Genomic DNA, 13,310 nt, shown 5'->3' on the forward strand with positions numbered 1-13,310 from the left:
CATGAACACCCGCGAGCACCTGAACCGCTTCGACGTCTGGGCCCCGCACGCCAGGACGGTGACCGTGCGGATCGAGGGCGACGACCACGACATGATCCCCGCCGCGGACCTGCCCGAGGACTGCCCTGCGGGCACGGCGGCACGCCGCGACGGCTGGTGGACCCTGCCCGACGGCGCGGACGTCCCCGAGGGCACCGTGCGCTACGGCTACCTCCTGGGCAAGACCTTCGACGAGGGCACGGCGCAGGAGCGCTCGCAGGTCTCCGAGGTCCTGCCGGACCCGCGCTCCCGCCGCCAGCCGCAGGGCGTGCACGACCTCTCCTGCACGTTCGAGCCCTCCGCGCACCGGTGGGGGGACGCCGCGTGGACCGGGCGGACCCTGGCCGGGTCCGTCGTCTACGAGCTGCACCCCGGCACGTTCACCCCGGAGGGCACCCTCGACTCGGCGGTCGAGCGGCTCGACCACCTCGTGGAGCTCGGCGTGGACTTCGTGGAGCTGCTGCCCGTCAACGGCTTCAACGGCGAGCACAACTGGGGCTACGACGGTGTCCTCTGGTACACCGTGGACGAGTCCTACGGCGGGCCCGCGGCCTACCAGCGCTTCGTGGACGCGTGCCACCAGCGCGGGATCGGCGTGATCCAGGACGTCGTCTACAACCACCTGGGCCCGTCCGGGAACTACCTGCCCCTGTTCGCCGACTACTTCAAGCCCGGCTCCAGCACCTGGGGCGACCTCATCAACCTCGACGGCTGGGGCTCGGACGGCGTGCGGGACTACATCCTCGACAACGTCGAGATGTGGCTGCGCGACTACCACGTGGACGGGTTCCGCCTCGACGCGGTGCACGCCCTGCAGGACCACCGGGCCGTGCACATCCTCGAGGAGATCGCCGAGCTCGTGGAGCGCGTGGGCGTGGAGACCGGCAAGCCCCTGTTCACCGTCGCGGAGTCCGACCTCAACGACCACCGGATGATCACGCCGACCACGGCCCACGGCCTCGGCATGACCGGGCAGTGGCTCGACGACTTCCACCACGCCGCGCACGTCGCCCTCACCGGGGAGACGCAGGGCTACTACGCAGACTTCGCCGCCCTCGGCACCCTCGACAAGGTGATGCGGGACGCGTTCTACCACGACGGCACCATGTCGGTGTTCCGCGGCCGCCACCACGGGCGGCCGGTCGACAAGCAGCGGGTGCGCCCGTGGCAGTTCGTCACGTGCATCCAGAACCACGACCAGATCGGCAACCGCGCCGCGGGGGACCGGATCAGCGCGAGCCTCACGCCGGACCAGCTCGTGCTGGGCGCCGCACTGCTCCTCACCCAGCCGTTCACCCCCATGCTGTTCATGGGGGAGGAGTGGGGCGCGTCCACACCGTGGCAGTTCTTCACCGCCCACCCCGAGCCCGAGCTCGGGGAGGCCGTGGCCAAGGGCCGCAAGGCGGAGTTCGCGTCCATGGGCTGGGACGAGGACACGGTCCCGGACCCCCAGGACCCGAGCACGTTCACGAACTCGAAGCTCGACTGGGACGAACTCGGCCGGGACGACCACACCCGGGTGCTGAGCGCCTACCGCGAGCTCATCGCGCTGCGGCGCGCCGTGCCCGAGCTCACCGACCCGCGCTTCGACACGATCGGCACCGACCTCGACGAGGACGCCCGCTGGTTCGTGCTGCGCCGTGCCACGGCCCCGGGCTCCGACCACGGGGTCGCGGTGCTGCTGAACTTCGGCGCCGGGCCCGCGCAGGTGCCCTTCCCCGGCCGCCCGGACGCCGAGGTGCTCTACCGCTCCGGCGACGTGTCGCTGACCGCGGGCTCCGGCGGCGGCGGCGTCGCCGCGCTGCCCGCCCACGGCGCCGCCGTGGTGCGCTACTGAGCCCTCTCCGCCGTCCACCGAACGACCTCCCCGACCCTCGAAAGGCCCCCGTGCGCACCTACGGACCCGACGTCCCCTACCTCCCGGCCGACGACCGCTACGAGACCATGCCCTTCCGCCGCGTGGGCGACTCCGGGCTGAAGCTGCCCGTGATCTCGCTCGGGCTGTGGCACAACTTCGGCGACGACAAGCCGCTCGCCACCCAGCGCGCCACGCTGCGCCGGGCCTTCGACCTCGGCGTGACCCACTTCGACCTCGCCAACAACTACGGCCCGCCGGCCGGCGCCGCGGAGCTGAACTTCGGGCGGATCCTGGCGCAGGACCTCGCGCCGTACCGGGACGAGCTCGTGATCTCCTCCAAGGCCGGCTGGACCATGGGCCCGGGCCCGTACCACTTCGGCGGCTCCCGGAAGTACCTCGTGTCCTCCCTGGACCAGTCCCTGCAGCGGATGGGCCTGGACCACGTGGACATCTTCTACCACCACCGCCCGGACCCGGACACCCCGCTCGAGGAGACGATGCGGGCCCTCGACCACATCGTGCGCTCCGGGCGGGCCCTGTACGTGGGGATCTCCTCCTACAACGCCGAGCTGACCCTGCGCGCCCAGCAGATCATGCGGGAGCTGGGCACGCCGCTGCTGATCCACCAGCCGTCCTACTCGATGCTCAACCGGTGGATCGAGTCCCCCGGACCGTCGGGGACCTCCCTGCTGGGCGCCCTGACGGAGACGGGGATGGGCTCGATCGTGTTCTCCCCCCTGGCCCAGGGCATGCTCACGGACCGGTACCTGGACGGCGTCCCGGAGGGCTCCCGGGCCGCCGCGGAGAAGTCCCTGAACCCGGAGTGGCTGACCGGCACGACCCTGGAGAAGGTCCGCGGTCTGCACGAGATCGCCGCCGCCCGAGGGCAGAGCCTGGCCCAGATGGCGATCGCGTGGGTGCTGCGCGAGCAGGCGGACGGCCAGGTCACCACCGCGCTCGTCGGCGCGTCCTCGCCGCAGCAGCTCGAGGACAGCGTGGGCGCCGTGCACCACCTCTCCTTCACCCCGGAGGAGCTGGAGTCGATCGACCGGCTGGCCACGGACTCCGACATCAACATCTGGGCGGGCGCCCGCGACTCCAAGACCGCGTGAGCGGCGGGACCCGGTAGCCGTGGAGGCCTCGCAGTACCTCGCCCTGCTCGGGCTGTGGATCGCAGGGATCGTCGCCCCCGGCCCGGACGTCCTGGTGATCCTGCGCAACGCGTCGCTGGGCTCCCGGGCGGCCGGCGTGCTCACCGCGGTGGGGGTGATGACCGGCAACCTCGTGTGGATCACGCTCTCCCTCACCGGGGTGACCGTCCTGATCGGCCAGGCGGACACGCTCCAGCGGCTCATCCAGGTGGCCGGGGCGCTGTTCCTCGGCTGGCTGGGGGTGAGCGGGATCCGGGCGGGTCTCGCCGCCCGGGCCGTGCCGGACCGGGTGCCGAGCGCGGCGGGCGGAGGGCCCGGCAGCGTCCCGGGGGAGCCGCAGGCCCCGCCGGGGCGCTCCGTCACCCCCGGCCGGGCCTTCGTGCTCGGACTCGTGACGAACCTCTCGAACGCGAAGGCCATCATCTTCTTCGTGGCGCTGTTCGCCAACGTGGTCCCCGCGGGCGCGCTGTGGTGGGAGGCGGCTTTGGTCTTCGCGCTGCTCGTGGCCGTGGGCCTCGCCTGGTTCACCGCGGTCGCGTGGGTCGGCTCGGTCGAGCGGCTGGCCGCGGGCTTCCGGCGGCACGGGGCGGCCGTGGAGCTCGCCGCCGGCGTGCTGTTCCTCGTGCTGGCCCTCGGCCTGCTGCTCAGTGCGCTGTGAGCCCGCCGGCCGGCCCCGGGGCCGAACCCGCCCGCGGCGGGCACTAGACTGGAGCGCTGGGTCCTGCCCGGCCGGGCGCCGGGGACGGGACCCAGACGACCAGACAAAGGAGTCCCGTGTCCCACCATCCCATTCGCGTGGCCGTCGCCGGTGTCGGCAACTGCGCCTCCTCACTGATCCAGGGCGTGCACTTCTACGCCGACGCCGACCCGGCCGCCACCGTGCCGGGGCTGATGCACGTGGTCTTCGGCGACTACCACGTGTCCGACATCGAGTTCGTGGCCGCCTTCGACGTCGACGCCGCCAAGGTCGGGTACGACCTCTCCGAGGCGATCGGCGCCGGGGAGAACAACACCCTGGTCTTCGCCGACGTCCCGCACACCGGGGTCACCGTCCAGCGCGGGCCCACCCTGGACGGACTCGGATCCTACTACCGGGAGATGGTCCAGGAGTCGGCCGTGCCCCCGGTGGACGTGGCCGCCGCCCTGCGCGAGGCGCAGGTGGACGTGCTGGTGTCCTACCTGCCGGTGGGCTCGGAGGAGGCCGACCGGTACTACGCCCAGGCCGCGATCGACGCCGGGGTGGCCTTCGTCAACGCGCTGCCCGTGTTCATCGCCTCCACCGACGAGTGGGCACAGAAGTTCACCGACGCCGGAGTGCCGATCGTGGGCGACGACATCAAGTCCCAGATCGGGGCGACGATCACCCACCGGGTGCTGGCGAAGCTCATGGAGGACCGCGGGTACGTGCTGGACCGGACGTATCAGCTCAACGTGGGCGGGAACATGGACTTCATGAACATGCTCGAGCGCACCCGGCTGGAGTCGAAGAAGATCTCCAAGACCCAGGCGGTGACCTCCAACGTGGAGAAGGAGTTCGGGACGAAGGACGTGCACATCGGGCCCTCGGACCACGTGCCGTGGCTGGAGGACCGGAAGTTCGCCTTCGTGCGCCTGGAGGGCCACGGGTTCGGCAACGCCCCGATCTCCCTGGAGTACAAGCTGGAGGTGTGGGACTCCCCGAACTCGGCCGGGGTGATCATCGACGCGATCCGGGCCGCGAAGATCGGGGCGGACCGCGGGATCGGGGGCCCGCTCACCTCCGCGTCGGCGTACTTCATGAAGTCCCCGGCCGAGCAGCTGCCCGACGACGTGGCCAGGGCGGACCTGGAGGCCTTCATCCGCGGCGACCGCGAGCGCTGAGCCCGCCGCCCCCGGAGCACGGGACCCCCGCACCGTTGCCGGTGCGGGGGTCCCGTGCTCCGGGGGCTCAGAGGTAGTCGGCCAGGCCGGCGCGGTGGAGCACGAACGCCGTGACCGGTTCGTAGACGCGCGGCGGGAGGTTGTCGTCGAGCGGCACGGCGACCTCGACCTGGCCCTGCGCCTCCGCCACGAACACGCCCGGGTCGTTGCAGTCGGCGACCGCGATGGTCCGCAGCCCCCGGGACCCGGCCGCCCCGGCGAGGCCGTGGTCGGCGACCACGAGGTCGGGCGGGTTCTGCCCGTCCCGGCGCAGCTTCTCCAGGGTCAGGGACATCGGCCCGGGGAAGTGGGTGTGCCGCAGCCCGCCGTACTGCTCGACCATCACGACGCTCTCGATCTGCCGGACGTCGCCGTCCTCGAACGGGAAGCCGTCCGGGACCTGCACCACGTGCGCCCCGGCGCGGCGGGCCACCCGGGCCAGCTGCGCGTAGACCGGGAACAGGCCGGCCGGGTGGCCGGTGGCGAAGAGCACGCGCCCGCCGGCGGCGACCACCTCGCCGAGGACCCGCGCGTAGCGCTCCAGCCCGGCGACGGCCAGCTCCGCGGAGATCGTGTCCTGGCCCTCGGCATGGGCCCGGTCGGGGGAGATGCCGACGCGGTCGCGCATCAGCGCGAACACGTCGTCGAAGCTCCAGTCCCGGGTGCGCACCACGCCCATGTGCTGGTGCTGGTCGCCGTCGAGGAAGCCCTGGATGTTGCGCAGGTTCGCCTCCCGGGAGGTCGCCACCGCTCCGGTGATGCGGTTGTCGTCGAGGTGGCGGGCGAGGTCTGCGGGGGAGAGGGGGGAGGTCGTCACCGTTCGAGTGTATTCAGGCGCCGGCCGCTACCGTCGCGTACCCCCGCCCGGGCGCGGACCCGGGCGTAGACCTCCGCGGTGGCCAGGGCGGTGCGGTCCCAGGAGTGGCCCTCGGCGCGCCGGGCGGCGGCCCGGCCCATGCGCTCCAGGGCGGCCGGGTCGCCGGCGAGCTCGACCACGGCCCGCGCCCACGAGCCGGGGTCGCGGTCGGGCACGAGCCGGCCGGTGAGCCCGTCGAGCACCGCGGTGCGCAGCCCGTCCACGTCCGTGGCGAGCACCGGCGTGCCGCAGGCCTGCGCCTCCAGGGCCACGAGGCCGAACGTCTCGGAGGAGGAGGGGACGGCCACGACGTCGGCCCGGCGCATCCGGGCGGCGAGCTGCGGGGCCGGCAGGGCGGGCCCGAAGCGCACGACGTCCTCCAGCCCCAGCTCCCGCACGCGCTCCCGGAGCGCGGCCGTGAAGCCCCGGGTGCCGACCCCCACGACGTCCAGCTCCACGGGCAGGCCCGGGTCGGTCCGCCGGATCCGCGCGAGCGCGTCGACGAGGACGTGCGGGCCCTTGAGCGCCTGCAGGCGCCCGGCGAACAGGATCCGCAGCGGGCGCCCCGGTGAGCCGGGGGGCGGCTCGTCGGCGCGGCGCGGCTCGCCGGGGGCGGGGTCCGGGGAGAAGGCCGAGAGGTCGACTCCGGGGGTGATCACGGTCAGGCGCCCCGCGTCGGCGTCGTAGAGCTCGATCATCTGCAGCGCCTCGGTCCGGGTGTTCACCACCGTGGCCTCGGCCCGGGCGATCAGCCCGGCCTCGGCCTCGGCGCGGGAGGCCGGCTCGAGGCCCTCCCCGGTCCGGGCGCGCAGGTTCTTCCCGAGCGCCGTGGTGTGCAGGGTCAGGACGAGGGGGACGCCCCAGCCGTCGGCGAGCTCCCGGCCCGCGGCACCGGAGAGCCAGTAGTGGGCGTGCACGACGTCGGGCCGGTCGGCCTCCGCGCGGAGCACCTCCGCGAAGGCCGCGGTGAACCCGGGCAGGTCCTCCTTGCTCGCCCCGGCGGCACCCGGCAGCGAGACGGTGAGCAGCCGCAGCCCCTCGCGGATGCGGGTGCGCCGCACGCCGGCGACGGCCGGGGCGCCGCGGCCCCGGTCGAGGGTGGCCATGTCCACGGTGTGGCCGGCGTCCACCAGGGCCTCGGCGAGGTGGCGCACGTAGACGTTCATCCCGCCCGCATCCCCCGACCCCGGTTGCTCGAGGGGACAGGTGTGCAGGCTGATCAGCAGGACGTGGCGGGGCGCGGCGGACACGGCTCAACTCTAGCCGCCGGGCCCGGGGCCCCGGTCCGGGCCCGGGGGCGGCGGTGCCACAATGGGAGCCGTGAACCGTCCAGACCCCGTCCCGGCCGCCCCGTCCGGATCCGCCCTCCCCCCTCCGCCCCGGTGCGAGCGCAGCGCCGTGGTCGACCTCGCCGCCGTCCGCGCCAACGTGCGCCGGCTCCGTGACCTCGCCGCCCCCGCCCGGCTCATGGCCGTGGTCAAGGCCGACGCCTACGGCCACGGTGCGGTGCCCGTGGCCCGGGCGGCACTCGAGGCCGGCGCCCACGCCCTGGGCGTCGCCCACGTCGGCGAGGCCCTCGCCCTGCGCGCCGCGGGGATCGGGGCGCCCGTGCTCGCGTGGCTGCACACCGTCGACACCGACTTCCGGGCGGCGCTCGCCGCCGACGTCGAGCTGGGCGTCAGCGGCTGGGAGCTCGCCCCGATCGCCGCGGCCGCCCGCGCGCTCGGGACCACCGCCCGGATCCACCTCAAGATCGACACCGGCCTGGGCCGCAACGGCGCGCCGGAGGCCCTCTGGCCCGAGCTCGTGCGGGCCGCCGCGCAGGCCGAGACCGAGGGGCTCGTGCGGGTGGTCGGCGTCTTCACCCACCTCGCCGTCGCCGACGAGCCGTCCCGGCCCGAGACCCGGGAGCAGCTCGAGCGCTTCCGCGCGGCCGTGGCCACGGCGCGGGCCGCCGGGCTCCGGCCCGGGCTGCGGCACGCGGCGAACTCGCCCGGTCTCCTCTCCGCCGCCGGGCTCGAGCGCCCCGGGGACATGCTCCTGGACATGGTCCGGGTGGGGGTGTCCCTCTACGGGCTCTCCCCGTTCGCGGACCGCACCCCGGAGCAGCTCGGTCTCGTGCCCGCCATGACGCTGCGGAGCACGGTCAGCGCGGTCAAGGAGGTGCCGGCGGGCCAGGGCGTCTCCTACGGGCTGAGCTACGTCACCGACCGCCCCACCACCCTGGCGCTCGTCCCGCTCGGCTACGCGGACGGCGTCCCGCGCTCCGGCACCGGCGGACCCGTGCGGATCCAGGGTCGCACCTACCCGGAGGTCGGCCGGGTCGCGATGGACCAGATCGTGGTCGACCTCGGCGCGCCGGGACGCTCCGCCCCCGAGCACGGGCTGCTCGGGGCGGAGGCCGTGCTGTTCGGGGCGGGGGAGAACCCCTCGGCGAGCGCGTGGGCGGACGCCGCCGGCACCATCAACTACGAGATCGTCACCCGCGTCTCGCCCCGCGTGCCCCGGGTGCACCTGCACGCCGCGGAGGGCCCGGCGGGCGCGGCGGAGGAGCAGGCATGAGCGAGTGGACCCGGACCGTGACCGTGGACGGGCCCGGGCGCACCCAGGCCCTGGCCGAGCGGCTGGGCGCCCAGCTGCGCGCCGGGGACCTGCTGGTCCTCACCGGCGAGCTCGGCGCGGGCAAGACCACGTTCACCCAGGGGCTGGGCCGGGGCCTGGGGGTGCGCGCGGGGATCATCTCGCCCACGTTCGTGCTGGTCCGCCGGCACCCCAACGTCCCGGACGGTCCCCGGCCCGGCGGCCCGGACCTGGTGCACGTCGACGCCTACCGGCTGGGCTCCGCGGCGGAGGTCGACGACATCGACCTGGAGGACACGGCCGACACCGCCGTCACCGTGGTCGAGTGGGGGGCCGGGAAGGTCGAGCACCTGGCCGACTCCCGCCTCGAGATCGTGCTGGAGCGCGCCGTGGGTACCGACCCCCTCGTCCCCGGCGCGGCCGGGGACGAGGACCCGGACGAGGACGACGAGCCCCGCCGCATCACCCTCACGGGGATCGGCCCGCGCTGGGCGGACGGGCCCCCGCGGCTCGACTGAGCCGGGAGGCGCCCCCGGGGGCGGGCACTACACTGGTCGGGTGCTCCTCCTGTGCCTGGACTCCTCCGCCGTCGCCTCCGCCGCCCTCGTCACCGGTGCGGGCGAGGTCCTCGGCTCCTACGCGAGCCCGGACACCCGCTCCCACGCCGAGGTCCTGGCCCCCGCGGTCCGCGACCTGCTGGCCGGCCGCGGCGTCACCGGCGCCGACCTCGACGGGGTCCTCGTCGGCACCGGCCCCGGGCCCTTCACCGGCCTGCGCGCGGGGATCGCGACGGCGCGGGCGCTCGCCTTCGCGTGGGACGTGCCGCTGCACGGTCTCATGAGCCTCGAGGCCCTCGCCCAGGACGCGGCCGGGCCCGCCCGGGCGGCCGGTCACGAGGAGTTCCTCGTGCTCACCGATGCCCGGCGCCGGGAGGTCTACTGGGCCCGGTTCGCCGCGACCGAGGACGGCCCGCGGCGCACCGGGGGCCCGGGCGTGGCCGCCGCCGAGCAGCTCCCGGAGCTGCCCGCCTACGGCCGCGGGGCGGGGATCTACGCGGACCGGCTGGCCCGGCCCGTGCCGGAGTTCGCCGCGGCGCAGCCCACGGCGTCGTCCCTGGGCCTCGCCGCCGCGCGCCGCACGGCCCGCGGGGAGGCGCTGTCCCCGGACACGACCCCGCTGTACCTGCGCGAGTCCGACGCGAAGGTCCCCGGACCCCGGAAGCGGGCGGGCGCGTGAGCCCCGCCCCCGGCTCCTGGACGCTGCGCCGGATGGTCCCCGCGGACGTCGCGGCGGTGCACGCGCTCGAGCGGCGGCTCTTCCCGGTCGACGCCTGGCCGCTCGAGATGTTCTTCGCCGAGCTCGCCCAGCCCGTGTGCTGGTACTGGGTCGCCGAGCAGGACGGCGTGATCGTCGGCTACGCGGGGCTCATGTGCATCCGTCCAGTGGGCGACGTGCAGACCATCGCGGTAGTCCCCGAGCACGAGGGACGCGGGATCGGCTCCGCCCTGCTGCGCACCCTGCACGCGCAGGCCCGGGAGCTCGGGGCCACCGAGGTGCTGCTCGAGGTCCGCGCCGACAACCCGCGCGCCCAGCAGCTCTACCGCCGCTTCGGCTACGAGCAGATCCACACCCGCCCCCGCTACTACCGGGACGGCGCCGACGCGCTGATCATGCGCCTCGACCTCACCGGAACCGACACCCCGGCCGCCACCGACATCCCGGCCGCCCCGACGGAGGAGACCCCATGACCGACGGACCCCTCGTGCTGGGCATCGAGTCCTCGTGCGACGAGACCGGTGTGGGCATCGTCCGGGGACGCACCCTGCTCGCCAACGTGGTGTCCTCCTCGATGGACGAGCACGTGCGCTTCGGCGGCGTGATCCCCGAGATCGCCTCCCGCGCCCACCTCGACGCGATCGTCCCCGCCCTGCGCGAGGCCCTGGACCGGGCGGGCGTGGGCCTGGCGGACCTCGACGCGCTCGCGGTGACCTCCGGACCCGGCCTGGCCGGGGCCCTGATGGTGGGCACGGCCGCCGCGAAGGCCCTCGCCGTGGCCACGGGCAAGCCCCTCTACGCGATCAACCACCTCGTGGCGCACGTCAGCGTGGGCCTGCTCGAGGACTCCGGGATCGAGGGCTTCCAGGGCGACTTCGACGACGGGCTGCCGCCCGGCCTCGGGGCGCTGCTGGTCTCCGGGGGGCACACCGAGATCCTCGCCGTCGAGGACCTCTCCCGGGACGTGCGCCTGCTCGGGGCCACGATCGACGATGCGGCCGGTGAGGCCTACGACAAGGTGGCCCGCGTCCTGGGCCTCGACTACCCCGGCGGCCCGGCCATCGACGCCGCCGCCCGGGACGGGGACCCCACCGCCTTCCGCCTGCCCCGCGGGCTGAGCGCGGGCAAGTACATGGGCTCCGCCGAGCGGCCCGGCCCGCACCGCTACGACTTCTCCTTCTCCGGGCTCAAGACCGCCGTGGCCCGGGTCGTCGAGGGCTACGAGGCGCGGGGCGTGCCGGTGCCGGTCGCCGACGTCGCGGCGTCCTTCCAGGAGTCGGTGGCCGACGTGGTCACCCGCAAGGCCGTGCTCGCGTGCACCGAGCAGGGGCTCGGGACGCTGCTGCTCGGCGGGGGAGTGGCCGCGAACTCCCGGTTGCGCGAGCTCACCGCCGAGCGCTGCGCCGCGCACGGGATCGAGCTGGTGATCCCCCGGCTGCCCCTGTGCACGGACAACGGGGCGATGGTCGCCGCGCTGGCCGCCCGGGTCGTGGCCGAGGGCCGTGCGCCCTCCGGGCTGGACTTCGCCGCCGACTCGTCGCTGCCGGTCACCACCGTCTCCGTCTGAGCCGGCCGGGGCCGCTCACGGCACGGGGGTGACCAGGGTGCCGACGGCCAGCCAGCTGCGGAGGTTGCGCAGGGCGAGCTCGGCCATCTCCCGGCGGGTCTCCACGGTCGCGCTGCCCACGTGCGGCAGGAGCACCACCGTGTCGAGCTCGCGCAGGGCGGCCGGCACGCGGGGCTCGTCGGCGAAGACGTCCAGGCCGGCCCCGCCGAGCCGGCCCTCCTGCAGCGCCGCCACCAGGGCCCGCTCGTCGACGACCGAGCCGCGGGCGACGTTGACGAGGAACCCGTCCGGGCCGAGGGCGTCCAGCACCTCCGCGCCGACCGTCCCGGCGGAGTCCGGGCCGCCGGGGACGGCGACCACGAGCACATCGACGGCGGCCGCCAGCTCCGCCGCGGACCCGTGGTAGGCGTATCCGCTGCCGGTGGCCGGGCGCCGGTTGTGGTAGTGGATCTCGCAGCCCAGCGCCTCCAGCCGGACGGCGACCGCCCGGCCGATCCTGCCGAGGCCCAGCACGCCCACCCGCCGTCCGGAGGCGTGCCGGCCCAGCGGGAAGTTCCCCGTGCTTTCCCACTGCCCGCGCCGGACGTAGCGGTCCGCCGCGGAGAAGCGGCGCAGCACGTCGAGGTAGAGGGCCAGCGCGGTGTCCGCCACGGCGTCGGTCAGGACGTCGGGGGTGTTGCTCATCACGATGCCGCGCGCGGCGGCCCCGGCAGCGTCTGTGCCGTCGTAGCCCACGCCGAAGTGGACGACGGCCTCGAGCCGGGGCCGCCGCCGCATCAGGTCCGGGCCCACGCCGGTGCGCCCGGAGCCGACCGCCACCCTGACGTCGCCGGCGTGCCGCTCGAGGAAGCGGTCCTGCTCGGCGGGGTCCTCGGGCAGGCGCAGGGCGGAGAACTCGGCGGCCAGCGCCTCCTCCAGCGGGGGGTGCAGGGCGCCGAGCTGCAGCACCCCGTGGTCCTGCGGGGCGTGGCGGGCGGAGGGGTCCGGGCCGGTGCCGGTCGTGTTCGTCATGCCTGCAACCTAGGGACGAACAGGTCCCCGCGTCCAGCGGGGCGTGCCGGGCGGGCGGGTCAGTCGTTCTCCCGGGTGCGGCGGACGATGTCGAGGGCGACGGCGTGCAGGTCCCCGTCGTGGGCCCGGGCGACCGCGCGCTGGCGCTGGTAGCCGGCGCCCTGCTCCAGGATCCGCTCCACGTCGGCGAGCTCGCGGGAGCAGCCCAGCTGCGCGGCCACGGGCTCCAGCCGGTCGAGCAGCGCGGTCAGGTCCGTGCGCAGGTCCCGCTCGACGTTGCGCGGGTCGGTGATGACCTCGGCGTCGAGGCCGTAGCGGGCGGCGCGCCACTTGTTCTCCTGGATGTGCCAGGGCTTCAGGCGGGCGGGGGGCCGGCCCGCCTCCACGTCCCGGGAGATGGACTCCGCGAGGCACTGGGTGAGCGCCGTGAGCGCCCCGACCTCCCACAGGGTCGAGAGCCCGTCGCAGAAGCGCACCTCGTCGGTGCCCAGCCGGGGCACGGGGCGCACGTCCCAGCGGGCCTCGCTCATCTCCTCGATGATGCCGGTGGCGATCATGTCCGTGATGCACTGCTCGTACGCGTCCCAGGACGGGAAGTGGTACGGCAGCCCCGCCGTGGACAGCTGCTGGAAGATCATGGAGCGCTGGGACGCATAGCCGGTGTCCTCGCCCGCCCAGAAGGGCGAGTTCGCGGACAGCGCCAGCAGGTGCGGGTAGTAGGTCAGCAGCCCGTCGAGCACGGGCAGCGCCTTCGCCCGGGAGTCGAGGCCCACGTGCACGTGCACCCCGTAGATGACCATCTGCCGGCCCCAGTACTGGGTGCGGTCCACGAGCTTGTGGTAGCGCTGCTTGTCGGTGACCTGCTGGTCCTGCCAGCGGGCGAACGGGTGGGTGCCGGCGGCGAAGACCTCGAGGCCCTGCGGGTCGGTGACCTTGCGGATCTCGTCCAGCATGGTGGACAGCTGCTCGGTGGAGTGGGCGACGTCCCGGCACACCCCGGTGACCAGCTCGACGGTGTTGAGCAGGAACTCCCCGGTCAGGTGCGGGTGGTCGCCGTCCGTGCCCCAGGCGGGG

13 protein-coding genes are annotated in these 13,310 nt (G+C 74.9%); 9 read left to right on the top strand and 4 right to left on the bottom strand.

What is annotated here, in order from left to right:
• Position 1: 1 nt before the first annotated feature.
• The 4 genes from treZ to H488_RS27315 all read left to right on the top strand — a co-directional run bounded on the left by treZ (position 2) and on the right by H488_RS27315 (position 4,908).
• Positions 2-1,876 carry a malto-oligosyltrehalose trehalohydrolase gene (treZ, locus tag H488_RS27300; protein WP_017833339.1) on the top strand — a complete coding sequence of 625 codons (1,875 nt, stop codon included), beginning with the start codon at positions 2-4 and terminating at the stop codon, positions 1,874-1,876.
• 107 nt (positions 1,877-1,983) lie between these two features.
• Positions 1,984-3,009: an aldo/keto reductase gene (locus H488_RS27305; RefSeq protein ID WP_051063761.1), complete on the top strand. Its 1,026-nt coding sequence runs from the start codon at positions 1,984-1,986 to the stop codon at positions 3,007-3,009.
• A gap of 19 nt (positions 3,010-3,028) precedes the next feature.
• A complete protein-coding gene (locus H488_RS27310) occupies positions 3,029-3,706 on the top strand; it encodes a LysE family translocator (RefSeq protein ID WP_017833341.1) in 678 nt (225 codons plus the stop codon).
• A 116-nt stretch (positions 3,707-3,822) separates the two neighbouring features.
• Positions 3,823-4,908, top strand: a complete 1,086-nt coding sequence (locus H488_RS27315; protein ID WP_031282967.1) for an inositol-3-phosphate synthase — start codon at positions 3,823-3,825, stop codon at positions 4,906-4,908.
• 67 nt (positions 4,909-4,975) lie between these two features.
• Here the strand turns inward: H488_RS27315 and H488_RS27320 are convergent, their stop codons facing one another.
• Positions 4,976-5,764 carry a phosphatase gene (locus H488_RS27320; RefSeq protein ID WP_017833343.1) on the bottom strand — a complete coding sequence of 263 codons (789 nt, stop codon included), beginning with the start codon at positions 5,762-5,764 and terminating at the stop codon, positions 4,976-4,978.
• A complete protein-coding gene (locus H488_RS27325; RefSeq protein WP_237740437.1) occupies positions 5,761-7,053 on the bottom strand; it encodes a glycosyltransferase in 1,293 nt (430 codons plus the stop codon). Before H488_RS27325 ends, H488_RS27320 begins: the two co-directional genes overlap by 4 nt.
• Positions 7,054-7,123: 70 nt before the next feature.
• Here H488_RS27325 and alr point away from each other — a divergent pair, with 70 nt between their 5' ends.
• The 5 genes from alr to tsaD are packed head-to-tail and all read left to right on the top strand — an operon-like array spanning position 7,124 to position 11,225.
• A complete protein-coding gene (gene alr, locus H488_RS27330) occupies positions 7,124-8,365 on the top strand; it encodes an alanine racemase (protein ID WP_232035269.1) in 1,242 nt (413 codons plus the stop codon).
• Positions 8,362-8,901, top strand: a complete 540-nt coding sequence (gene tsaE, locus H488_RS27335; protein ID WP_017833346.1) for a tRNA (adenosine(37)-N6)-threonylcarbamoyltransferase complex ATPase subunit type 1 TsaE — start codon at positions 8,362-8,364, stop codon at positions 8,899-8,901. The genes alr and tsaE overlap by 4 nt, the downstream gene beginning before the upstream one ends.
• A gap of 40 nt (positions 8,902-8,941) precedes the next feature.
• The gene (tsaB, locus tag H488_RS27340) at positions 8,942-9,619 is read left to right on the top strand and encodes a tRNA (adenosine(37)-N6)-threonylcarbamoyltransferase complex dimerization subunit type 1 TsaB (protein WP_017833347.1); all 678 of its coding nucleotides are present in this window, start codon (positions 8,942-8,944) and stop codon (positions 9,617-9,619) included.
• A 32-nt stretch (positions 9,620-9,651) separates the two neighbouring features.
• Positions 9,652-10,131: a ribosomal protein S18-alanine N-acetyltransferase gene (gene rimI / locus H488_RS27345; protein WP_051063762.1), complete on the top strand. Its 480-nt coding sequence runs from the start codon at positions 9,652-9,654 to the stop codon at positions 10,129-10,131.
• Entirely contained in the window at positions 10,128-11,225 is a 1,098-nt protein-coding gene (gene tsaD, locus H488_RS27350) for a tRNA (adenosine(37)-N6)-threonylcarbamoyltransferase complex transferase subunit TsaD (protein WP_017833349.1), read from the top strand. The genes rimI and tsaD overlap by 4 nt, the downstream gene beginning before the upstream one ends.
• A 15-nt stretch (positions 11,226-11,240) precedes the next feature.
• Here tsaD and H488_RS27355 read toward each other — a convergent pair whose 3' ends face one another.
• Together H488_RS27355 and H488_RS27360 are read right to left on the bottom strand one after the other, a co-directional pair.
• Positions 11,241-12,236 (bottom strand): 2-hydroxyacid dehydrogenase, encoded by a 996-nt coding sequence (locus H488_RS27355; protein ID WP_017833350.1) that lies wholly within the window; start codon positions 12,234-12,236, stop codon positions 11,241-11,243.
• Between the two features lie 59 nt (positions 12,237-12,295).
• The coding region (locus tag H488_RS27360; protein ID WP_017833351.1) for a glutamate--cysteine ligase at positions 12,296-13,310 on the bottom strand (1,015 nt) is incomplete at its 5' end.

Source organism: Kocuria sp. UCD-OTCP, assembly GCF_000349605.1.
Classification (GTDB): domain Bacteria; phylum Actinomycetota; class Actinomycetes; order Actinomycetales; family Micrococcaceae; genus Kocuria; species Kocuria rosea.